This is a genomic window from Bosea sp. BIWAKO-01 (assembly GCF_001748145.1).
Taxonomy (GTDB): domain Bacteria; phylum Pseudomonadota; class Alphaproteobacteria; order Rhizobiales; family Beijerinckiaceae; genus Allobosea.
Map to the genome: position 1 here is coordinate 2010102 of NZ_BCQA01000001.1, position 20648 is coordinate 2030749.

Genomic DNA, 20648 nt, shown 5'->3' on the forward strand with positions numbered 1-20648 from the left:
TCGGGCGATGAGCGAAGACCGGCTTTCCGAGCAGCGGCGCGGCTCGGGTTCTGACGACGGTGTCGGCGAGCTGTCGACGCCGTTACGGCACGCATCGCCGGAGGATTCCGAACCTCCAGAATCAAGACGCAATGAGGCTCCGCCGATCGTGCTGGCCGCCATTCCCGGCGTGATCGGACCCGGCCCTTCCGGCTGGCTCGCCGGCCGCCGGCATCGGCTGACACATTGGTGGCGCGGCTCGACACCAAACCTGCGCGGTTCGGTCTACATGCTGTCGTCGCTGCTGGTCTATGCGGTGATGGTCGGGCTGATCAAACATATCGGCTCAGCCATTCCGCTGGTCCAGACGCTGCTGATCCGACAGGTGATCATGAGCGTCATCATCATCGCCTTCGCGGCCAACCAGTTGCCAGCCATGATGCGGACCTCGCGTCTGGGACTGCAGGTCTTTCGCGGGTTGATCACGCTCGCCTCGATGCTCTGCGGCTTCAGCGCCATCATCTACATTCCGCTGGCCCAGGCGACCGCGATCGGATTCAGCCAGGTTCTGTTCGTCACCATCGCCGCCGTCCTGCTGCTGAAGGAGAAGGTCGATGCCCGCCGATGGGTCGCGACCATCATCGGCTTCATCGGCGTCATCATCATGCTCAATCCATCGGCGCAGGGGCTGAATATCTACGCGCTGATGTCCGTCGCCGGCGCCTTTCTCGGGGCGGGCATCACCATCAGCGTGCGCAAGCTGGCGGCAACGGAGCGGACCGACACGATCCTGATCTACCAGGGCATCGTGCTGATCATCGTGCTCGCCGTGCCGACCTGGATCTTCTGGGTCCAGCCGACCGCCGAGCAATGGCTCTCGCTGATCCTGCTCAGCCTGTTCGGAACGGCGGGCCAATGGCTGATCACGCGCGCCTATCAGGTCGGGGAGGCAGCCGCGCTCGCTCCGCTGGATTTCACGCGCCTGCTGCTGGCGAGCTTCACCGGCTTCGTCTTCTTCTCCGAGATTCCGGCGCTCACCACCTGGATCGGCGCGACTTTCGTGATCGGGGCAACGCTCTACACGATGCGCAAGAACGCCCGGCCGCTTGCCCCTCCCGCCTGATCTTCGCGCCCGCTACAGGATGCCCTCGTGACCCATCACCAGCTCGATGCCGGACCGAAGACCTGCCACTGGGGTTTCTTCGATGCTGCCTTGCCGCCGGTTCTGACAATCGCGAGCGGCGACAACGTCACCATCCGCACGATCAACGGCGGCACGGGGGAGCAGCCGAAATCGGGTTTCCATGTTCTGCCCGAAACTCACGAGATTCACGCCAAGGTCGAGCGCCCGATGCCCGGCCACATCCTCACCGGTCCGGTCGCGGTGAGAGGAGCAAGGCCCGGCCATGTCCTCGAAGTGCGCATCCGCGAGGTCAAACTCCGAACCGATTGGGGCTACACGTTCATCAGGCCTCTCGCCGGCACCCTACCGGAAGAGTTCGACACGTATAAGCTCGTCCATATCGGGCTCGATCCCGAAAGGAATCTTGCGCATCTGCCCTGGGGCATGGAATTGCCGCTCGCACCGTTCTTCGGCGTCATGGGCGTGGCTCCGCCGGCGCATTGGGGCAGGCAGACCTCGCTGGTGCCGCGCGCCTTCGGCGGCAATCTCGACAACAAGGAACTGGGTCCGGGGTCGACGCTCTATCTGCCCGTCTTCGTCGAAGGTGGGCTGTTCTCCTGCGGCGACGGCCATGGCGCCCAGGGCGACGGCGAGGTTTGCGTCACCGCTATCGAGACCGCCCTGGAAGGCACCTTCGAGTTCATCCTGCGCGAAGACCTGAGCTTCACCACGCCGCGCGCGGAGACGCCGACGCATCACATCACCATGGGCATCGACCCGGATCTCGACATCTGCGCACAGAAGGCGCTGCGCGAGATGATCGGCCTGATCTGCGAACGCACCAAACTGACGCGAGAGGAGGCTTACATGCTGTGCAGCGTTGCTGCCGACCTGCGCGTGACCCAGACCGTCAACGGATCCAAGGGCGTGCACTGCATGCTGGCGAAGAGCCTGGTGGCCTGAGCCCGGCCGAAGCACTGGGAGGAGGAGTTGCGCCTCCTCTCCAGGCTTTCAACCCGGCACCAGGATCAGCCCGCCACCGCGGTACGCTCGAGCTCCTGAGCCAAACTCTCAAGCAACTCGCGGGAGCCGGCCTCGCGCGTTGACACCTCATCCTTGCCATCGAGGAAAGCGGCCTGCTCGGTATAGACGAGGCGGGTGCCCGATCCGACCGGAATGAGCTCGACCGTCGCCAGCGACGCGGAAATCGGCTCGCCCGCGATCGTCATGGTGTAGGCGGAGACGATACGGCGATCGGGCACGATGTTCTGATAGGTCGTGTCGTTGCTGATTGGCGGCCCGCCCTGATAGCGGAAGCTGCTGTGCTCGGAACCACCGATCCGGAAATCGACATCGAAGCGCTCGATGCTCCAGCCTTCGCCCTCGGCAAACCAGCGGCGCTTCTGTGCCGGGTCGGCAAAGGCTGCGAAGACCCGGGAGGGGGGAGCGGCATAATCGCGTTCAATGACGAAGCTCGCGTGCGTGACGGTGCGGTCAGACATAGTCGCCTCCAAATCAAAACCAGTTGCCAAATGCAACCGGTTGCAAGCTAGGAAAACTGATCTCATAATGCAAGCGGTAATTGAAGGCCGGTTTTCGGGAGACTGCGTATGACCGACGATCCTCGCTCGGGCTGTCCGATCAACCTCACGCTCGAGGTGGTCGGCGACAAATGGAGCCTGCTCATCATTCGCGACATGATGTTCGGCAACCGCCGGCATTTCCGGGAATTGCTGCTGCACTCCAAGGAGGGCATCTCGTCGAACATCCTGGCCGACCGGCTGAAAACCCTGCTCGACCAGGGCATCATCACCAGAAGCGACGACCCGAGCCACAAGCAGAAGGTGACCTACAGCCTGACCGAGAAGGGCATCGGGCTCCTGCCGGCTCTGGCCCAAATGTCGTGCTGGGGGCTGAAATTCCTGCCGGTCAGCGAAGAACTCTCGATCCGGGCCGAACTGCTGGCCGAGGGCGGGCCCGCCATGTGGGAAGAGTTCATGGACGAGCTGCGCGAAAACCATCTCGGCCAGCCCAATCCGCGACGCGCAAATCCCGGCTGGCTGAGCGTCGGCACGCGCCTGCGGGCGGCCTATGACGCCGTGGTCGCGCGCAAGGCAGCAGAGGCGCTCGCCGACGCAGGCTGAAAGCACGTTTCATCCCGAGCGGTACCGTGTGCAGTCATGATGCAGGGGATGATCACGAGGGTCACTAGCCGCGTGGGAACATATGCAGGTAGGGCGCCGCCTCTTGCAGCACACGCTTATAGGACGGGCGCTCCAGCAGCCGGTCGAAATAGGCGGCGACGGCCTTATGCGTGTCGCGGAACGGCAGCACGAGCTCGGAATAATAGAGCGCCGGCGCGGCAGCGCAGTCGGCCATCGTGAAGACATCCCCCGCGGCCCAGCGCCGTCCCGCCAGCGTGTGCTCCAGCACATCATAGGCCGTCTGGAGCCGTTTCCTTGCCTGTTCGACGCCGGTCGGATCCTTGCCACCGGCCGGCCTTATGCGATCACCGACGATCTTCTGCATGGTCTCATTGAGATAAATGTCGAAGAAGCGGTCCTGCAGCCGGGTTTCGAGCGCGAGACCGAGGTCGTCGGGGATCAGCCGGTGCGCGCCGGGATAGGTCTGGTCGAGATAGTCGATGATGATGCTGGACTCAGGCACGATGCGGCCCCGCGCGTCATCCTGCAGCACCGGGAATCGGCCCATCGGCCAGAGCTTCAGCAGCGCCATGCGCTGTTCGGGATCGCCGAGGTCGACCAGCTTTGGCGTGAAGGGCGTACCGTTCTCATAGAGCGCGACCACCACCTTCTGGCAGAAGGAGGACAGCGGATGGAAATGCAGCGTCAGGGACATGGTCGAGCCTCCGTGTGAGGTCAGGCAGCAGCAGACTGGCGCTGCAATTCGCGGGCGAGATTGTCGAGGCCGATGCGGGTGCCGTGTTCCCGTTCCTCCGGACGGTCGTAACCGTCAAGGAATGCAGCCTGCTCGGTGAAGACGAGCCGTGTTCGCGCGCCTTCCGACCTGAATAGGACGGTTGCCAGCGACACCGAAATGCGCCGCTCGGCCAGGCGCATCGCATAGGCGTAGACGATGCGGCTGCCGGGCAGGATGTCCTGGTAGACCGCATCGTAGACATGGTCGACGCCGTCGGACTCCCGTGTCGTCAGATGTTCCCGGCCACCAACCGAGAAGTCGAACCGGTGTTCGCCGGCCTCCCAGTCGTCGTGGCAGGCGAACCAGCGCCGCTTGATCGCCGGATCGGCCCAGGCCGCGAAGACACGGACCGCAGAGGCGTCATAGACGCGCTCGATGGTGAAGGTGGCATGCGTGACACTATGTTCCGTCATCTCGGGCTTCCTTCGTCCGGTTCTTCCGGGTTCTCTGCGAGATAGGCGCCCAGGCGATCGAAGCGCCGCTCCCACAGCATCCGGCGCTCGTTGATCCAGCGCTCGGCGGCGCGCAGGGCCTGCGTCTCGACATGGCAGGTCCGCACCCGGCCCTGCTTCTGCGAGCGGACGAGGCCGCTTTCCTCGAGCACCGCGAGATGCTGCACCACCGCCGACAATGTCATCGCCAGCGGCGCGGCAAGCTCGCTCACCGAGGCCGGGCCATCGCACAGGCGCTCCACCATCAGCCGGCGGGTCGGATCCGCCAGGGCCTGGAACATCAAGTCGAGTTGCGCCGGTTGGTGAAGCATACGCTTAAGTATCGTGAGGCCGCGAAGCCGTCCAGAATTATTTTAGCAACTGCTAAAGTGTTGCGACGACCGACTGCGCACGCCATTTGCCTCAGGGGCCCCGAACCGGCTATGAGTCCCGGCACGCCTCCTCAGCGCGTGCGCCCGAATTCCGCGCCAAAGCAGCCGAGGCTTCCATCATGCGCATCGAGAACGATCCCAAGCTCGACTTCCGGGACGTGCTGATCCGGCCCAAGCGGTCGACGCTGGGCAGCCGCGCCCATGTCGACGTCAACCGCACCTTCCGCTTCGCCCATACCGGCAAGGACTGGACCGGCTTTCCGCTGATCGCCGCCAACATGGATGTGGTCGGCACCATGGGCATGGCGCGCGCATTGCTGAAGCACGGCGCGATGGTGGCCCTGCACAAGCATTACGATGCCGACGATCTGATCGCCTTCTTCAAGGAGAAGGAATCGGCCAATGCCTTCTACTCGCTCGGCACCACCGAGACCGATCACGAGAAGCTGAAGCACGTCCATTCCAAGGCGCCGATCAGCAAGATCTGCCTCGATGTCGCCAATGGTTACACCGAGAAATTCGTCGACACCGTGAAGGCGACCCGCGAAGCCTTCCCGCATGCGGCGATCATGGCCGGCAATGTCGTGACCGGCGACATGACGGAAGCGCTGCTTCTTGCAGGCGCCGACATCGTCAAGGTCGGCATCGGCCCCGGCTCGGTCTGCACCACCCGCAAGATGACCGGCGTCGGCTATCCGCAGCTCTCCGCCATCATCGAATGTTCCGACGCGGCGCATGGCCTGAAGGGCCTGGTCTGCGGGGATGGCGGCTGCACTGTGCCCGGCGATCTGGCCAAGGCTTATGGTGGCGGCGCCGACTTCGTCATGCTGGGCGGCATGCTCGCCGGCCATGACGAATGCGAGGGCAAGATCCGCTACGAGGAGCGCGACGGCAAGAAGGTCCCGGTCGCGATGACCTTCTACGGCATGTCCTCGGACACGGCGATGAAGCGCTATTCCGGGGGCGTCGCGAAATACCGCGCCTCCGAGGGCAAGACCGTCGAAGTGCCCTATCGCGGCCCGGTCGAGGGTACGATGCAGGAGCTGATGGGCGGCGTGCGCTCGGCGATGACCTATATCGGTGCCGTGCGGCTGAAGGAGATGCCCAAGCGCACCACCTTCATCATGGTCGGCAGCCAGCTGAACACGGTGTTCGGCACCTGAGGCGCTCGCGCGGGGCGGCTGCTCAGCCTCCCCCTGCAGGGTTTCGTCCTCGGTCACCCGGCCGTCGACGAGATGGATGCGACAACTGGTCAAGGCAGCCATCTCCAGACAGTGAGTGACGGCAATCACGGTCTTGCCGCGCTCACGCACCAGCGCGCCCGGAATCACGAAGACCTGTTCCGGGTTCTTGCTGTCGAGGCTGCCCGTCGGCCCGCCGGCAAGGACGAACGTCGGATCGTTGGCTAGCGCTCGCGCCACGGCGACACGCTGGCGCTGCCCGCCGGAGGGCAGCTCTGGCCGCTTGTAGAGATGCGCCGGCTCAGGATCTCGACGGTCTCGCGCACGGTGAATTCCGGCAGCAGGAAATGGCACTGGAAGACGAAGCCGCGTGTCTCCAGTCTGATCCGCACCCTCTCCCGTTCGCCGAGCCCTGCGGCGTCGCGGACGAGTAGGTCGCAGCAACTGCGCTTCCAGGGCATCGCCATCGACCGCATCCTCGGACTGCCGGACGGCAACGTCACCTATGTCGAGGACGGATTCGTGCAGGCGGTCATGACCGCGCAGTGATGCACCGATGACGGCGCCGCCAGCTGTCTTCCGCTCGACATCGCATCCGGGATTCGAAATCCCCCCACTCCCCTTCGCGGCTCAGCTGTTGCATAGTCATGCCACCATGCAGAGAGCCGCCCAGGCTTCGGGGGAATGACGATGACGAAGATGATGTTTCTGGGGGCCGCAGCCGCCCTTGCAGCCGCGGCCACCGCCGCCAATGCGCAACAGCTGGCGCCAAGCCCGACCCTGGATGCCATAAAGGCCCGCGGGCATCTCGAATGCGGCGTGCATCTTGGCCTGCCAGGCTTCTCCTTCGCCAATGACAAGGGCGAGTGGACCGGGCTCGATGTCGATTACTGCAAGGCGCTGGCGGCAGCCGTGCTGGGCGATGCCACCAAGGTGAAGTTCACGCCGACCTCGGTTCAGCAGCGCTGGCCGATCCTGCAATCGGGCCAGGTCGACCTGCTCTCGCGCAACTCGACCATCACCTTCTCGCGCAACGCGACCTTGGGCCTGAACTTCCAGGGCATCAATTTCTACGAAGGCCAGACCTTCATCGTCCGCAAGTCGACCAATGCCAAGACGGCGGCCGATCTCGACGGCGCCTCGGTCTGCGTCGCCGCCGGCTCGACCGAGGAGAAGAACGCCGCCGATTGGTTCCGCGAGCGCAACCTCAAGGTCACGATCACCAATTTCCAGAAGAACGACGACGCCATCGCCGCTTATGATGCCGGCCGCTGCGACGCCTATACCGCCGGCGTCGGCGCGCTCGCAGGTCAGCGCGCCAAGCTCAAGGTCCCGGGCGATCACGTCATCCTGACCCAGCCGATCTCGAACGATCCCCAGGGGCCGGTGACGCGCTATGGCGACGAGCGCTGGCAGCTGATCGTGCGCTGGGTATTGAATGGCACCATCGCCGCCGAGATGCTCGGCGTCACCTCGGCCAATGTCGATGAGATTAAGGCCAATTCCAAGAACTCGGAAGTCCGCCGCCTGCTCGGCGTCGAAGGCGGTTTCGGCGCGATGATGGGCCTGCCGGACGACTGGATGTACAAGGCCATCAAGCAGGTCGGCAATTATGGCGAGAGCTATGAGCGTTCGGTCGGCATGGGCTCGCCACTGAAGCTCGAGCGTGGCCAGAACCAGCTCTGGACCAAGGGTGGCTTGCTGTTCACGCCGCCCTTCCAGTGAGAGGCGCCCCGGTATCGGGCGCCTGACGGTGCTTCTAGAAACCGGGCGTCATTCCAGGTAGGCGGCAAGGCCGGCAGCTCGGGACACCATCGCAGGGCGCAACGCTTTTCGATGGTTTCCGGGCCTGCATCTCGCTCCGCTGGGAATGGCGCATCTCCTTCGCCACTCGTCTAAGAGGCGGCACCGTGGCCAGCGTTCTGTCCTTCATCAACGACAAGCGGGTGCGCGACCTGTTCTATCAGGTCGCGCTCGTGCTTGGTCTCGTCGGCGCGACCGTCTGGTTCGTGCGCAACGCCTCGGAGAACATGGTCAAGGCCGGCATCGCGTCGGGCTTCGACTTTCTCTGGCGCACATCGGGGATCGAAGTTCCCTTCGTCCTGACCGGCTACACCCAGCAGGACAACATCCTCGCGCTGTTCTGGGTCGGCATCGCCAACACGATGCTGGTCACGGTGATCGCGATCGCCCTTGCCACCCTGCTCGGCTTCGTCATCGGCATCGCACGGCTGTCTTCGCACTGGCTGCTCTCGACGATCGCCGGCGCCTATATCGAGTTCGTCCGCAATATCCCGCTGCTGTTCTTCGTCCTGTTCTGGTACTTTGGCGTGATCGCGGCCCTGCCGGCGCCACGCGCCTCATTGAGCCTGTTCGGCGTCGCCTTCCTCAATAATCGCGGCCTGACCATTCCGCTGCCCGACTCGCCGGCGAATTTCCGCTGGGCCTTGGCGATCATGCTCCTGTCCTGGCTGGTGCAGTGGCTGGTGATGCGCTGGGCACGTCGGCGGAAGGAGGAGACCGGCCGTGACGCGCCCGTCCTCATGCTCGGCATCCTGTTCGTCCTGATCGTGCCCGCGCTGGCCTTCGCCTGGGCCGGGCTCTCCGTAAGCTGGGACGTGCCGGTGCTGCGCGGCTTCAATTACCGCGGCGGCTTCGTCGTGATCCCCGAATTCGTCGCGCTGCTGGCGGCGCTCGTGACCTACACGGCCGGCTTCATCGCCGAGATCGTGCGCGGCGGCATCCAGGCCGTGCCGCATGGCCAGAGCGAGGCATCTGCCGCGCTCGGCCTGCGTCCCCGGCAAATCCTGCGGCTCGTCGTCATCCCGCAGGCGCTGCGTGTGATCGTGCCGCCGATGACCAACCAATATCTCAACGTCCTGAAGAACTCGTCCTTCGGTGCCGCCATTGCGTATCCCGACATCGTGAGCCTGTTCATGGGCTCGGCTCTGAACAATACCGGGCAGGCGATCGAGATCATCGCCATGACGCTTGCGGTCTATCTGGTGATCGGGCTTGCCGTCTCGGCCTTCATGAACTGGTACAATGCCAGGATCGCGCTGGTGACACGATGAGCGCAGCAACCTTACCGCTCTGGCGCCAGAGGCTGTTCGGCACGCCGGCGACCGCCGCCCTTACCGTCATCCTCGCACTCGGCATCGCCTGGGTCGCGGTCCCGCTGATCCGCTGGGCGCTGATCGACGCAACCTGGTCCGGCACCACCCGCAATGACTGCACCGGCAGCGGTGCCTGCTGGGTCTTCATCCGGGCCCGCTTCGGCCAGTTCATGTACGGGCTCTATCCGGTCGACGAACGTTGGCGGGCAGATCTCGCCGGGGCGATCTTCGCACTGTCTGGACTTGGCCTCTATCTCTCGCCGAAATCCATGCGGATCCGGCTCGCGATCCTGGCGCTGGTCATCCTGCCGCCGCTCGGCGTCTGGCTGCTGGCCGGCGGGTTCGGCCTGCGCCCGGTCGAGACGCGCGAGTGGGGCGGGCTGATGCTGACGCTCTTCATCTCGGTCTATTCCAGCCTGATCGCGATCCCGCTCGGCATCCTGCTGGCGCTGGGACGCCAGTCGCAGCTCAAGGTGGTGCGGCTGATCAGCGTGCTGTTCATCGAGTTCTGGCGCGGCGTGCCGATCATCGCTGTGATCTTCCTCGCCTCGCTGCTGCTGCCGCTGATCCTGCCGAGCGGCACGGGCATCGACCGCCTGGCACGCGCCGTGATCGGGCTTGGCCTCGTCATCGCCGCCTATATGGCCGAAGCCGTCCGCGGCGGATTGCAGGCGCTTCCCTCCGGCCAGCGCGAGGCTGCGACGGCGCTGGGACTGACCTATTGGAAGGCGACCGGGCTGATCGTCCTGCCGCAGGCCTTGCGGATTTCGCTGCCGGCGATGACCAATGAATTCATCGCGCTGATCAAGAACACGACGCTCGTGCTCGTCGTCTCGATCCTCGACCTGCTCGGCATCGCGCAGGCGTCGCTTGCCGACCCCAACTGGGTCGGGATGAACATGGAGGCCTATGCCTTCGCCGGGGCGATCTATTGGCTGATCTGCTACGCGCTCTCACGCTGGAGCAAGCGCCTCGAGCGACGCAAACTGGGTTAGGTGGCCAGCGGACCAGAACGCCCCGCCCGGTTCCGACGGGCCTCATGAAAAAGCCGGCCTTGCGGGCCGGCTTTTCTCTATCGATCGAAACAGACCTGGCTCAGGCGCGCACGATCTTGCGGTCGCGACGGCGATCGGCCGCGGGCTGATAGGCAATCCGAGCGTGGTAGCTGCAATAGGGCATGCCGGTCTGCGAGCGGCCGCCGCAGAAGCGGAATTCCGCCGTGGTCGGGTCGCCCATCGGCCAGCGGCACATATATTCGCGCAGGTCCATGATCGTGACCCGATCGGAGAACGGCACCACGACGTCCTCAGGCAAAGCCGGCGCCTGCTCGACCTCGACCTCGGCCTCCGGCTCATATTGCGGCGCGAGCGCATTGGCGCCACGGGTCATGCCGGCATTGCCGCCGACAGGATGGCTCGGCGCGCGGGTCGGCGCCTTCCGGGGGCGCGGCGTCGACGACGCGGCCGGGCTCTTGGCGCGGCCGGAAAGACCAAGCCGATGCACCTTGCCGATCACGGCGTTACGCGTGACGTTGCCGAGCTCGCCGGCGATCTGGCTGGCGCTCAGTCCGTCGCTCCAGAGCTTCTTGAGAAGCTCGACGCGTTCGTCCGTCCATGCTCCGACGTCGTTCATGGCTTCACCTGTCTCATCCGGCCAGCTCCTTCACGGAACCGGCCTATGGGCCGATCATGGGCGGAATCCGAAACCGGCAGCTCCCGTTGCTAGACGGAGGCCGTTACACCCGGAATTGACGGTACAGGAGACGCCGCACGAGATGTCGTATCTGACAAAACGGACCATACAAGATGCCGGGACTCGGCCACAAGAGTCCCCGAATCGGAAATTGGTTTTTCCCCAGCCATTCGCGGATCGCGGGTCAAGCCCCCGGCTGCGGAAGATCTGACGTTACGGCGCGGAATTGACAGCGGGTAACCGGTTTTGCATAGTCGCGGCTACCCAGCCGCCCCTTCCACGGGCGGCGCTTATGTTTTGACGGATCAAGGTCTTCTTGGCGATGCGGATGACGGCGCGACGAGACGTCGGGAACTGGCTGCGACGATAATGTCGCCGGCGGGTCGCAGAGGGCTGCCAAATTTTGCCCCGCGACGCCGTTCTTCCATCCAGCGCCCACCCGTTCTCATTCGCCCTTCCGCGAGGATCGCCTGTCATGACCCCTGCCCCCGTTAACCCTTCCCAGTCCGTGCTGCTGCCGACCTATGCCCGCGCGCCGATCGCGCTCGAGCGCGGCGAGGGCGCCTGGGTGGTCGCGTCGGATGGCCAGCGCTATCTCGATTTCGGAGCCGGCATCGCCGTCAATGCGCTCGGCCATGCGCATCCGCATCTGGTCCAGGCGCTGACCGAGCAGGCCTCGCGTATCTGGCACACCTCAAACCTCTACAGCATGCCGGAAGGCGAGCGTCTGGCCCGGCGGCTCTGCGAGGCGACCTTCGCGGAACGGGTGTTCTTCACCAATTCCGGCGCCGAGGCCAATGAGTGCGCCATCAAGATGGCGCGCAAGCACCATGCAGCGAAGGGTCATCCCGAGCGCTATCGCATCATTACCTTCGAAGGCGCCTTCCACGGTCGTACGCTTGCGACCATCGCCGCTGGCGGCCAGCAGAAATACATCGACGGTTTCGGCCCGAAGGTCGACGGCTTCGACCAGGTGCCCTTCGACGACGAGGCCGCGCTGAAGGCCGCGATCGGGCCCGAGACGGCTGCGCTGATGATCGAACCGATCCAGGGCGAAGGCGGCCTGCGCTCGGTGCCGGTACGCTTCCTCAAGCTGATCCGCGAGCTTTGCGACACGCATGGCCTGATGCTGATCTTCGACGAGATCCAGACCGGTGTCGGGCGCACCGGCAAGTTCTTCTCCTATGAGCTCTCGGGCATCGCGCCCGACATCATGGCGATCGCCAAGGGCATTGGCGGCGGCTTCCCGATGGGCGCCTGCCTCGCCACCGAGGACGCAGCCTCGGGCATGACGCTCGGCACGCATGGCACGACGTTCGGCGGCAACCCGCTCGCCATGGCGGTCGGCAATGCGGTGCTGGATGTCGTGCTGGCGCCGGGCTTCCTCGATCATGTGCAGCAGATGAGCCTGCGTCTGCGGCAGTCGCTGGCCCAGCTCAGGGATCACCATCCCGACGTGATCGCGGAGATCCGCGGCGAGGGGCTGATGATCGGCCTGAAGCTCAACACGCCGAACACCGACTTCGTGGTCGAGGCACGTGCGGCCGGGCTCCTGGTCGTCGCGGCCGGCGACAATGTCGTGCGCCTGCTTCCGCCGCTGATCATCACCGAAGCAGACGCCGCCGAGGCGATCGTGCGGCTCGAAAGGGCTGCGCAGGCGGTCGAGGCCACCCTGACGCGACCGGCGGCCGAATAACGAACCCTCCGCCCACGGCACGTTTTTTTGAAGGAAGCGCCGACGATGCGCCATTTCCTCGATCTCTCCGATTTCTCCAGCGACCAGCTCCGCGCCATCCTGCGCGCAGGCGAGGAGATGAAGGCCCGCCGTCGCACGCCCGCGGCAGCCTCCGACCGCCTGCTCGAAGGCAAGGTCATCGCCATGATCTTCGAACAGCCTTCCTTGCGAACCCGCGTCTCCTTCGATGTCGGGATCCGTGAGCTTGGCGGCTCGCCGATGATGGTGACAGGGCAGGAGATCGAGCTCGGTGAGCGCGAGACCATTGCCGATACCGCCCGTGTGCTGTCGCGCTATGTCGACGCCATCATGATCCGCATGCTCGACCATGATTCCGTGGTCGAGATGGCGAAATATGCCACCGTGCCGGTCATCAACGGGCTGACCAAGCGCCAGCATCCCTGTCAGGTCATGGCCGATGTCATGACCTTCGAGGAGCGCAGGGGGCCGATCGCCGGCAAGCGCATCGCCTGGACCGGCGACACGAACAATGTCCTGACCTCCTGGGTGCATGCGGCCGGACGGCTCGATTTCGAGCTCGCGATCGCGACGCCCGAAGAGCTTGCTCCGCCGCCGGCACTGATCGACTGGGCTCGCAAGCAGGGCGCCAAGATCCGGCTGACCAGCCGGCCCGAAGCCGCGGTCGAGGGCGCTGATTGCGTCATCACCGATTGCTGGGTCTCGATGGGCGACGAGGAAGGCACGCGCCACAACCTGCTGCGCCCCTATCAGGTCGACGAGCGCCTGCTCGGCCGCGCCGAAAAGGATGCGATCTTCATGCACTGCCTGCCGGCGAGCCGCGGCGAGGAAGTCACCGATGCGGTCATGGACGGCCCGCAATCGGCCGTCTTCGACGAGGCCGAGAACCGGCTGCATGCGCAGAAGGGCATCCTGGCCTGGTGCTTTGGCGGCGTCGCAGCCTGATGGCCGTCGCTGACACCCCCTCGGAGACGGCCGCACTCGACGATCGGGTCGTGCCGTTCACGGTCCCGGACCTCGACATTCGCGGCCGGGTCGTGCGGCTCGGCGCCTCGATCGACACGGTCCTCGAACGTCACAACTATCCGGAGCCGGTCTCCCGCGTCCTCGGCGAAGCGGCCGCGCTCACCGTTCTGCTCGGCACCGCACTGAAGTTCGAAGGCCGTTTCCAGCTCCAGACCAAGAGCGATGGGCCGATCTCCATGCTGGTGGTCGATTTCAACGCGCCCGACAATTACCGCGCCGTCGCACATTACGATGAGGCGCGGCTGCAGCAGGCGGTGGCTGAGGGCACGTTGAGCACCGGCGAACTGCTCGGCAAGGGCCATCTCGGCCTGACGGTCGATCAGGGTTCGCAATCGACGCGCTATCAGGGCGTGGTCACGCTCGAGCATCAGAGCCTTGAGGACGCCGCGCACCAGTATTTCAAGCAGTCCGAACAGATTCCAAGCCGGGTGCGGCTCGGCGTCGGCAGCGTCGTCACGGGCGCGGGGCGGCAATGGCGAGCCGGCGGGCTGATCGTGCAGTTCATGCCGACCTCTCCCGACCGGCTGCGCGCGGCCGACATCCATCCGGGTGATGCTCCGCAGGGGCACGAGATCCTGGCCAGCGAGCACCCCGACGGGATCGCCGACGATGCCTGGGCCGAGGCCCGCTCGCTGGTCGAGACGGTCGAGGACCACGAACTGCTCGACCCGATGCTGGAAAGCGAGCGGCTGCTCTATCGCCTGTTCCACGAGCGTGGCGCGCGCGTCTTCGAGCCGGTGATCGTTCATGAGTCCTGCCGCTGCTCACGTGAGCGCGTGCTCGGCATGCTGCGCGGTTTTTCCGCCGAGGACCGCCGGGCCATGGTCGCCGATGACGGCACGCTCGCCGTCACCTGCGAATTCTGCTCGCGGCGCTATGATTTCGACCCGACCGAGGTCGAGGCGGGGCTGAACACCTCACCCTGACGGCGCGGAGGCTCTCGCGCCTCCGCGGCTCTCTCAGAGCGACAGCCCGGCGGCTTTCATCAGAAGACGGAAGCCGAGGGCAACGATGCCGAGCGTGAGGACGCTTGCGCCCCAGATCAGGACGAGCCAGCCGAAGCGGTTGAGCCAGGGCTTGCGAGGGGAAGTGACCGGCGCCATCAGTGATAGCCCTCCCCCGCCCTGACCTTGCCGCGAAACACGTAATAGGACCACGCGGTATAGGCGAGGATGATCGGGATGATGAAGAGCGCCCCGACCAGCGTGAAGCCCAGGCTCTGCGGCGGAGCCGCTGCCGCGCGGATCGAGATGTCGGGCGGGATGATGTTGGGCCAGAGGCTGATCGCAAGGCCGCTATAGCCGAGGAAGAGCAGCACCAGCGACAGCAGGAACGGGGCTGCATGCGGCGACCGCTTCAGCACCGACAGGATCAGGGCGGCCGTGGCGAAGACCAGGATCGGGACGGGCGCGAAGAAGAACAGGTTCGGCAGCGTGAACCAGCGCTCCGCCACGCGCTGATGCAGCCATGGCGTCCACAGGCTGACAAGCACGATGGCGACGAGCAGGGCGATGACGATCGGGCGAGCGAGCGCGATCATGCGCTGCTGCAGCTGTTCGTCCGTCTTCATGATCAGCCAGGTGCTGCCCAGCAGCGCGTAGGCGACAAGGAGACCCAGGCCGGTGAACAGGCTGAACGGTGTCAGCCAGTCGAGCGCGCCGCCGGCAAAGGCGCCGTCGCGGACTACAAAACCGTTGATGAAGGCGCCGAGCGACACGCCCTGGAAATAGGTGGCGACGTAGGACCCCCAGGCAAAGGCCTTGTCCCAGAACGGCTTGTGCGCCTCATCGGCCTTGAAGCGGAACTCGAAGGCGACGCCGCGCCAGATCAGCCCCGCCAGCATCAGGACGAGCGGGAGATAGAGCGCACTGAGGATCACGGCATAGGCGAGCGGGAAGGCGGCCATCAGCGCTGCGCCGCCCAGCACCAGCCAGGTTTCATTTCCGTCCCAGACCGGCGCCACCGTGTTGACCATCGTGTCGCGATCCTCCCTCCCCTTCACGAAGGGGAACAGGATCCCGATGCCGAGGTCGAAACCGTCCATGATCACATACATCATCAGGCCGAAGCCGATGATCAGCGCCCAGATGATCGGAAGATCGATGCCCATTTCGCTCACGCTCCCTTGCCGGCGCCGCTGGGGGCATCGAGGTGATCCGGCGCCGCCGAGAGCGGCCGGGCCGGGCGTTGATTCAAGAGTTCTTCGCCATGGGCTTCCGGCTCAGGACCGTGGCTCTCCGGACCATGTCCCACCAGCTTCAGCATGTAGCTGACACCTGTTCCGAAGACGGCGATGTACATGACGATGAAGACGATCAGCGTCGCCGACAGCGCCAGCGCCGAGTGGTTGGAGACCGCGTCCTTCGTTCGCATCACGCCATAGACGATCCAGGGCTGACGACCGATCTCCGTCGTGAACCAGCCGGCGAGGATGGCGACCAGCCCCGACGGCCCCATCAGCAGGGCAAAACGCAGGAACAGCTTGGATTCGAACAATCCTCCGCGCCAGCGCAGCCACAGGCCCCAGAAGCCGAGCGCCAGCATCAGGAAGCCGAGGCCGACCATGATCCGGAAGCTCCAGAACACGATGGTCGAGTTGGGCCGGTCCTCGGGGGCGAACTCCTTCAGGCCCTGAATCTGTCCATTCCAGTCATGGGTCAGGATCAGGCTACCCAGGCGGGGGATCTCGATCTTGTAGCGTGTCGTCTCCGCCGCCATGTCGGGCCAGCCGAACAGAACCAGCGGCACCCCCTCACCGGGCTTGTTCTCCCAGTGTCCCTCGACCGCGGCAATCTTGGCCGGCTGATACTTGAGCGTATTCAGACCATGCGCGTCACCGACGGCAACCTGCAGCGGCGCGACGACCAGCAGCATCCACATCGCCATCGACAGCATCGTCCTGATCGCCGGCGTGTCGCGGCCGCGCAGCAGATGCCAGGCGCCGGAGGCGGCGACGAACAGAGCCGTCGCGAGAAAGGCGGCGATGGTCATGTGCACGAGACGATAGGGGAAGGACGGGTTGAAGATGACCTTCAGCCAGTCGACCGGTATGACCCGGCCATCTATGATCTCGAATCCCTGCGGCGTCTGCATCCAGCTGTTGGAGGCAAGGATCCAGGTCGCCGAGACGAGCGTGCCCAGCGCGACCATGATCGTCGCGAAGAAGTGCAGGCCCGGTCCGACCTTGTTCCATCCGAACAGCATGACGCCGAGGAAGCCGGCCTCGAGGAAGAACGCGGTCAGCACCTCATAGGTGAGGAGCGGCCCGGTCACGCTGCCGGCAAAGGAGGAGAAATAGCTCCAGTTCGTGCCGAACTGGTAGGCCATGACCAGCCCGGAGACGACGCCCATGGCAAAGTTCACGGCAAAGATCGTCGACCAGAAATGGTAGAGATCGCGATAGACGGTGTCGCGCTTCCATAGCCACAGGCCTTCCAGCACCGCGAGATAGCTCGCGAGCCCGATCGTGATCGCCGGGAAGACGATGTGGAACGAGATGGTGAAGCCGAACTGGATGCGGGCCAGCTCGAGTGCGGTCAGACCGAACATCTCAGCTCCTCACCCATGCCGCTGCCGAGGCAGGTTTCCCGCAGGCGAGCGCCGAGTTTGACGCGTTTTCCATCGCTTCACCAGAGTTCGGCGCGCAATGGATCATTGCCGCCATATCCAATCAATGTCTGCATACATTATTACTAAGCGTATGCATTTTCCAGTGAAGCGTGCCGCGCGCAAGCGAGGCAAGACAGCGCAGGGATCCCTGCACGGGCACCCGCGCTGCGACGTGTACGGCGTTATGCGAGCAAGTTCAGCACGGGCAAGACGACGCACCTCGCACGGTGTGCGCGTGGCGCGCCGAACGGCAGAAGATCGGGATGGCTGGACAGACCTCGCTCCCAACCCGCCGAGGCGACATTCGCCTCAACAGCCTGCCGTCATCGATGCGGGGCTCAGTGCCCCTCAGCTCCGGCAGCTCTGCATCAGGTCGCGCATGAATGCCTCGCCGGCGGCGAGCTGCTCGAGTGTGATGTACTCGTCCGGCTGATGCGCCTGATCGATTGAGCCCGGGCCGCAGACGACGGTCGGCAGGCCGGCGCGCTGGAAATGTCCGGCCTCGGTCGCATAGGGTACGGCAATCGTGCTGTTGCGGCCGGCAAGGCGCATGGTGAGGGCCTCGGCCATCGAGCCGGCATCAGGCGCCAGACCCGGCACATCCGATGTCATCACGGTCGTGATCGTCGAGGAGGGCGCGGTCTTGCGCATGCGCGCGAGAACCGTCTCGGCATAGGCGGAGAAGCGGTGCGGTACTTCGTCCGGATCCGAGCCCGGCAACGTGCGCACCTCCCAGCCCAGTTCGCAGCGATCGGCCAGGATGTTGCGGGCGATGCCGCCATGGAGCTTGCCGACATGGACCGTGTCGTAGGGCGGATCGAAGCGGTCGGCGGGATCGGCCCGCTCCATCAGCTCCTGCGCCATCCGGTCGAGCTCTGCGGCGAGCAACGCCCCGGCATGGACGGCGCTGGCGCCGAGATGCGGCTTCGAGGAATGGGCGGCGAAGCCGGTGACGACGGTATTGAAGGTGCGGATGCCCTTATGGGCGTCGGCAATCTCGAGCGAGGTCGGCTCGCCGACGATGACGGCGCGCGGCAGCGGCAGATCGCGGCCCATGCGGGCAATGCCGTCCACGACGCCGAGGCAGGTGAGCTCCTCGTCATAGGACAGGAAGAGATGGATCGGCGTCGTCAGCCCGGCGGCCAGGAAATCCGGAACCAGGGCAAGCCCCAGCGCCACGAAGCCCTTCATGTCCACGGCGCCCCGGCCATAGGCCCTGCCATCGGCAATGCGCAGGGTGAAGGGATCGCTCGACCAGGCCTGGCCGGCGACGGGCACGACATCGGTATGGCCGGAGAGGACGATGCCGCCGCGATCGGCCGGGCCGATCGTGGCAAAGAGCGCCGCCTTGTCACCCTCCGCATTCGGAATCCGGATCGAGGACACGCCCCAGCTCTCGAGATAATCCGCAACGAAGGCGATCAGATCGAGATTGGACTTGGCGCTCACCGTGTCGAAGGCGACGAGGCGCGACAGCATTTCGAGCGGCGTGTAGCGCCGCGCGGCCGTGGTCGGAATGGTCAATGCAGAACCTTCTTCACATAGGGGGAATCGAGCGGGAACAGCGGCACCTCGACATCGAAGACCACGCCATCCTCTCCCAGCATGGCGTAATAGCCGCGCATCGAGCCGTCGGGCGTCATCAGCGGGCAGCCCGAGGTATAGCTGAAGCTCTCGCCGGGCCGCAGCACCGGCTGCTTGCCGACCACACCATCGCCGCGCACTTCGTGGACCTCGCCGCGGCCATCCGTGATGAACCAGTGCCGCGTCATCAGCTGCACGGTCTGGCGCGACTGGTTCACGATCTCGATCGTATAGGCCCAGAAATAGCGGCCCTGCTCATGGGCGGATTCCCGTTCCATGAACTCGGGAACGGCGGTCACGCGCACGCCTCGGGTTTGCGCCTGATACATGCTCAGCGGCTCCGTGCCGTTGCGGGTTCGCCGGCGGACGGAAATGGGCCGGGAACAACGCCCCTGTTATGGACCGGCCGGCGGCAGCGTCAATCCCGAAGCAGCGCTGGCCAGTCCTGCATTTGGCCCGGCGCGGCGGCGGACAGAGTGATTCTCGCGTGGACAACCGCCCCGAAAACGGGCGATAGGACTGGCCCGCCTGGCCCTTGTGTCAGGCTTCGCTAGCTCAGGCTGAACAGGTCCGACGCTCATGCTGCCCTTCCTGCCCGGCATCCAGCCCGACAGCCGCATCCGTGCCTTCATCGAAGAGGGTGTGATCAAGCTTGCGCGGCCGCCCGCGGAAGGCCAGATCCAGCCGGCCAGCCTCGACCTCAGGCTCGGCGACAAGGCCTATCGCGTCCGCGCCAGCTTCCTGCCCGGCCCCGGATCGACCGTCGCGCGGCGGCTCGACCAGCTCGCCCTGCATGAGATCGACCTGACCAGGGGCGCCGTGCTCGAGACCGGCTGCGTCTATGTCGCGGAGCTGATGGAAGGGCTGGCGCTGCCCCAGGGCCTGCGCGCCGCCGCCAACCCGAAGAGCTCGACGGGACGGCTCGACGTCTTCACCCGCGTCATCACCGACCGGGCGCGCGAATTCGATCTGGTCGAGGAAGGCTATGAGGGCCCGCTCTTCATCGAGATCTCGCCACGCACCTTCCCGGTTCTGGTGCGCTCCGGCTCGCGGCTCTCGCAGATCCGCTTCCGCGCTGGCGATGCCCGGCTCGACGACCGCTCGTTGGGCGAATTGCACGAACGGGAGACGCTGGTCAGCGCAGCCACTCCCTCCTTCCAGAGCGGCGTCGCCGTCAGCGTCGATCTCGCCGGCTTCGACGGTCTCGTAGGCTATCGGGGCAAGCGCCATACCGCACTCGTCGATGTCGACCGGGTCGGCGCCTATCGTGTCGCGGATTTCTGGGAGCCGATCCAGGCGGACGCCTCGCGCTCCCTGATCCTCGATCCGGACCAGTTTTATATCCTGGCCTCGAAGGAGGCCGTGCATGTGCCCCCCGATTATGCCGTCGAGATGACGCCATTCGATGCGCTCGTCGGCGAGTTCCGCGTCCATTATGCCGGCTTCTTCGACCCCGGCTTCGGCCATGGCGGCGCCGGCGGCAAGGGAGCGCGTGCCGTTCTCGAGGTCCGCTCGCGCGACGTGCCCTTCATCATCGAGGACGGCCAGATCGTCGGTCGGCTGGTCTATGAGCACATGGCGGCACGCCCGGACGCCCTCTACGGCGCCGACCTGAAATCGAACTACCAGGGCCAGGCGCTCAAGCTCTCGAAGCATTTTCGCGACTGAGCGAACCAGCGCCCAAAATCCCGCGCGATTGCCGGATGACACCTGCGCAGGAAGCCGCTATGAGATTCGTGTCCTCGCCGTTGATCTGCGGTCGCTGCGAGCGCATGCGGGCGTAGTTCAGTGGTAGAACGTCAGCTTCCCAAGCTGAATGTCGTCGGTTCGATCCCGATCGCCCGCTCCAAATTCACTTTGA

The 20648-nt window shown here is 65.2% G+C and carries 22 protein-coding genes, 1 tRNA gene and 1 pseudogene; 13 read left to right on the forward strand and 11 right to left on the reverse strand.

What is annotated here, in order from left to right:
* Positions 1-7: 7 nt before the first annotated feature.
* Positions 8-1102 (forward strand): DMT family transporter, encoded by a 1095-nt coding sequence (locus tag BIWAKO_RS09190; protein ID WP_069878446.1) that lies wholly within the window; start codon positions 8-10, stop codon positions 1100-1102.
* A 27-nt stretch (positions 1103-1129) separates the two neighbouring features.
* On the forward strand, positions 1130-2065 hold the full coding sequence (locus tag BIWAKO_RS09195; protein WP_069878447.1) for an acetamidase/formamidase family protein: 936 nt from the start codon (positions 1130-1132) through the stop codon (positions 2063-2065).
* A gap of 65 nt (positions 2066-2130) precedes the next feature.
* Here the strand turns inward: BIWAKO_RS09195 and BIWAKO_RS09200 are convergent, their stop codons facing one another.
* Positions 2131-2604 (reverse strand): SRPBCC family protein, encoded by a 474-nt coding sequence (locus tag BIWAKO_RS09200; protein ID WP_069878448.1) that lies wholly within the window; start codon positions 2602-2604, stop codon positions 2131-2133.
* Positions 2605-2712: 108 nt separating this feature from the next.
* On the opposite strand from BIWAKO_RS09200, the gene BIWAKO_RS09205 reads away from it, so the two are divergent.
* Positions 2713-3246 (forward strand): winged helix-turn-helix transcriptional regulator, encoded by a 534-nt coding sequence (locus tag BIWAKO_RS09205; RefSeq protein WP_069878449.1) that lies wholly within the window; start codon positions 2713-2715, stop codon positions 3244-3246.
* 64 nt (positions 3247-3310) lie between these two features.
* Here BIWAKO_RS09205 and BIWAKO_RS09210 read toward each other — a convergent pair whose 3' ends face one another.
* The 3 genes from BIWAKO_RS09210 to BIWAKO_RS09220 are packed head-to-tail and all read right to left on the reverse strand — an operon-like array spanning position 3311 to position 4805.
* Positions 3311-3961 (reverse strand): glutathione S-transferase family protein, encoded by a 651-nt coding sequence (locus BIWAKO_RS09210; protein WP_069878450.1) that lies wholly within the window; start codon positions 3959-3961, stop codon positions 3311-3313.
* A gap of 20 nt (positions 3962-3981) precedes the next feature.
* Positions 3982-4455 (reverse strand): SRPBCC family protein, encoded by a 474-nt coding sequence (locus BIWAKO_RS09215; protein WP_069878451.1) that lies wholly within the window; start codon positions 4453-4455, stop codon positions 3982-3984.
* Complete coding sequence (locus BIWAKO_RS09220) at positions 4452-4805, reverse strand: ArsR/SmtB family transcription factor (protein ID WP_069878452.1); 354 nt, start codon at positions 4803-4805, stop codon at positions 4452-4454. Before BIWAKO_RS09220 ends, BIWAKO_RS09215 begins: the two co-directional genes overlap by 4 nt.
* Before the next feature lie 179 nt (positions 4806-4984).
* Between BIWAKO_RS09220 and BIWAKO_RS09225 the strand changes: the two genes are divergently transcribed.
* Positions 4985-6028, forward strand: coding sequence for a GMP reductase (locus tag BIWAKO_RS09225; protein WP_069878453.1), 1044 nt, complete (start codon positions 4985-4987; stop codon positions 6026-6028).
* A gap of 42 nt (positions 6029-6070) precedes the next feature.
* On the opposite strand, the pseudogene BIWAKO_RS36610 reads toward BIWAKO_RS09225, so the two are convergent.
* Positions 6071-6471, reverse strand: a pseudogene (locus BIWAKO_RS36610) (ABC transporter ATP-binding protein); the annotation flags it as partial.
* On the opposite strand from BIWAKO_RS36610, the gene BIWAKO_RS35905 reads away from it, so the two are divergent.
* The 4 genes from BIWAKO_RS35905 to BIWAKO_RS09245 all read left to right on the forward strand — a co-directional run bounded on the left by BIWAKO_RS35905 (position 6374) and on the right by BIWAKO_RS09245 (position 10157).
* Positions 6374-6595, forward strand: coding sequence for a hypothetical protein (locus BIWAKO_RS35905; RefSeq protein ID WP_244523391.1), 222 nt, complete (start codon positions 6374-6376; stop codon positions 6593-6595). The pseudogene BIWAKO_RS36610 and the gene BIWAKO_RS35905 sit on opposite strands and share 98 nt — an antisense overlap.
* Positions 6596-6730: 135 nt before the next feature.
* A complete protein-coding gene (locus BIWAKO_RS09235) occupies positions 6731-7771 on the forward strand; it encodes an amino acid ABC transporter substrate-binding protein (protein ID WP_244523392.1) in 1041 nt (346 codons plus the stop codon).
* Between the two features lie 185 nt (positions 7772-7956).
* Positions 7957-9120 carry an amino acid ABC transporter permease gene (locus tag BIWAKO_RS09240; RefSeq protein WP_069878455.1) on the forward strand — a complete coding sequence of 388 codons (1164 nt, stop codon included), beginning with the start codon at positions 7957-7959 and terminating at the stop codon, positions 9118-9120.
* Complete coding sequence (locus BIWAKO_RS09245; RefSeq protein WP_069878456.1) at positions 9117-10157, forward strand: amino acid ABC transporter permease; 1041 nt, start codon at positions 9117-9119, stop codon at positions 10155-10157. The genes BIWAKO_RS09240 and BIWAKO_RS09245 overlap by 4 nt, the downstream gene beginning before the upstream one ends.
* A 100-nt stretch (positions 10158-10257) precedes the next feature.
* On the opposite strand, the gene BIWAKO_RS09250 is transcribed toward BIWAKO_RS09245, so the two are convergent.
* Positions 10258-10794: a GcrA family cell cycle regulator gene (locus BIWAKO_RS09250; protein WP_069878457.1), complete on the reverse strand. Its 537-nt coding sequence runs from the start codon at positions 10792-10794 to the stop codon at positions 10258-10260.
* A gap of 535 nt (positions 10795-11329) precedes the next feature.
* Here BIWAKO_RS09250 and BIWAKO_RS09255 point away from each other — a divergent pair.
* Genes BIWAKO_RS09255 through BIWAKO_RS09265 form a run of 3 tightly spaced genes read left to right on the forward strand, consistent with a single transcriptional unit; the run spans position 11330 to position 14520 of the window.
* Positions 11330-12550: an aspartate aminotransferase family protein gene (locus BIWAKO_RS09255; RefSeq protein WP_069878458.1), complete on the forward strand. Its 1221-nt coding sequence runs from the start codon at positions 11330-11332 to the stop codon at positions 12548-12550.
* A gap of 45 nt (positions 12551-12595) precedes the next feature.
* The gene (gene argF / locus BIWAKO_RS09260; protein WP_069882307.1) at positions 12596-13513 is read left to right on the forward strand and encodes an ornithine carbamoyltransferase; all 918 of its coding nucleotides are present in this window, start codon (positions 12596-12598) and stop codon (positions 13511-13513) included.
* Positions 13513-14520: an Hsp33 family molecular chaperone gene (locus tag BIWAKO_RS09265; protein ID WP_069878459.1), complete on the forward strand. Its 1008-nt coding sequence runs from the start codon at positions 13513-13515 to the stop codon at positions 14518-14520. The genes argF and BIWAKO_RS09265 overlap by 1 nt, the downstream gene beginning before the upstream one ends.
* A 33-nt stretch (positions 14521-14553) precedes the next feature.
* Here the strand turns inward: BIWAKO_RS09265 and BIWAKO_RS34180 are convergent, their stop codons facing one another.
* The 5 genes from BIWAKO_RS34180 to apaG all read right to left on the reverse strand — a co-directional run bounded on the left by BIWAKO_RS34180 (position 14554) and on the right by apaG (position 19116).
* A complete protein-coding gene (locus tag BIWAKO_RS34180) occupies positions 14554-14697 on the reverse strand; it encodes a DUF2474 domain-containing protein (protein ID WP_074471525.1) in 144 nt (47 codons plus the stop codon).
* Positions 14697-15704 (reverse strand): cytochrome d ubiquinol oxidase subunit II, encoded by a 1008-nt coding sequence (gene cydB, locus BIWAKO_RS09270; RefSeq protein ID WP_069878460.1) that lies wholly within the window; start codon positions 15702-15704, stop codon positions 14697-14699. Before cydB ends, BIWAKO_RS34180 begins: the two co-directional genes overlap by 1 nt.
* A gap of 5 nt (positions 15705-15709) precedes the next feature.
* Positions 15710-17143, reverse strand: a complete 1434-nt coding sequence (locus BIWAKO_RS09275; protein WP_069878461.1) for a cytochrome ubiquinol oxidase subunit I — start codon at positions 17141-17143, stop codon at positions 15710-15712.
* A gap of 408 nt (positions 17144-17551) precedes the next feature.
* Positions 17552-18727: an acetylornithine deacetylase gene (gene argE / locus BIWAKO_RS09280; RefSeq protein ID WP_274533581.1), complete on the reverse strand. Its 1176-nt coding sequence runs from the start codon at positions 18725-18727 to the stop codon at positions 17552-17554.
* Positions 18724-19116 carry a Co2+/Mg2+ efflux protein ApaG gene (gene apaG / locus BIWAKO_RS09285; RefSeq protein ID WP_069878462.1) on the reverse strand — a complete coding sequence of 131 codons (393 nt, stop codon included), beginning with the start codon at positions 19114-19116 and terminating at the stop codon, positions 18724-18726. Before apaG ends, argE begins: the two co-directional genes overlap by 4 nt.
* A 250-nt stretch (positions 19117-19366) precedes the next feature.
* Here apaG and BIWAKO_RS09290 point away from each other — a divergent pair, with 250 nt between their 5' ends.
* Both BIWAKO_RS09290 and BIWAKO_RS09295 read left to right on the forward strand, forming a co-directional pair.
* A complete protein-coding gene (locus tag BIWAKO_RS09290) occupies positions 19367-20455 on the forward strand; it encodes a 2'-deoxycytidine 5'-triphosphate deaminase (protein ID WP_069878463.1) in 1089 nt (362 codons plus the stop codon).
* Positions 20456-20561: 106 nt separating this feature from the next.
* Positions 20562-20636: transfer RNA gene (locus BIWAKO_RS09295), tRNA-Gly, on the forward strand.
* Positions 20637-20648 lie beyond the last annotated feature (12 nt).

Coding starts and splice junctions, on each gene's coding strand:
- BIWAKO_RS09190 (WP_069878446.1), top strand. CDS start 8: ATGAGCGAAGACCGGCTTTCCGAGCAGCGGCGCGGCTCGGGTTCTGAC.
- BIWAKO_RS09200 (WP_069878448.1), bottom strand. CDS start 2,604: ATGTCTGACCGCACCGTCACGCACGCGAGCTTCGTCATTGAACGCGAT.
- BIWAKO_RS09205 (WP_069878449.1), top strand. CDS start 2,713: ATGACCGACGATCCTCGCTCGGGCTGTCCGATCAACCTCACGCTCGAG.
- BIWAKO_RS09210 (WP_069878450.1), bottom strand. CDS start 3,961: ATGTCCCTGACGCTGCATTTCCATCCGCTGTCCTCCTTCTGCCAGAAG.
- BIWAKO_RS09215 (WP_069878451.1), bottom strand. CDS start 4,455: ATGACGGAACATAGTGTCACGCATGCCACCTTCACCATCGAGCGCGTC.
- BIWAKO_RS09220 (WP_069878452.1), bottom strand. CDS start 4,805: ATGCTTCACCAACCGGCGCAACTCGACTTGATGTTCCAGGCCCTGGCG.
- BIWAKO_RS09225 (WP_069878453.1), top strand. CDS start 4,985: ATGCGCATCGAGAACGATCCCAAGCTCGACTTCCGGGACGTGCTGATC.
- BIWAKO_RS09235 (WP_244523392.1), top strand. CDS start 6,731: ATGACGATGACGAAGATGATGTTTCTGGGGGCCGCAGCCGCCCTTGCA.
- BIWAKO_RS09245 (WP_069878456.1), top strand. CDS start 9,117: ATGAGCGCAGCAACCTTACCGCTCTGGCGCCAGAGGCTGTTCGGCACG.
- BIWAKO_RS09250 (WP_069878457.1), bottom strand. CDS start 10,794: ATGAACGACGTCGGAGCATGGACGGACGAACGCGTCGAGCTTCTCAAG.
- BIWAKO_RS09255 (WP_069878458.1), top strand. CDS start 11,330: ATGACCCCTGCCCCCGTTAACCCTTCCCAGTCCGTGCTGCTGCCGACC.
- argF (WP_069882307.1), top strand. CDS start 12,596: ATGCGCCATTTCCTCGATCTCTCCGATTTCTCCAGCGACCAGCTCCGC.
- BIWAKO_RS09265 (WP_069878459.1), top strand. CDS start 13,513: ATGGCCGTCGCTGACACCCCCTCGGAGACGGCCGCACTCGACGATCGG.
- BIWAKO_RS34180 (WP_074471525.1), bottom strand. CDS start 14,697: ATGGCGCCGGTCACTTCCCCTCGCAAGCCCTGGCTCAACCGCTTCGGC.
- cydB (WP_069878460.1), bottom strand. CDS start 15,704: ATGGGCATCGATCTTCCGATCATCTGGGCGCTGATCATCGGCTTCGGC.
- BIWAKO_RS09275 (WP_069878461.1), bottom strand. CDS start 17,143: ATGTTCGGTCTGACCGCACTCGAGCTGGCCCGCATCCAGTTCGGCTTC.
- apaG (WP_069878462.1), bottom strand. CDS start 19,116: ATGTATCAGGCGCAAACCCGAGGCGTGCGCGTGACCGCCGTTCCCGAG.
- BIWAKO_RS09290 (WP_069878463.1), top strand. CDS start 19,367: ATGCTGCCCTTCCTGCCCGGCATCCAGCCCGACAGCCGCATCCGTGCC.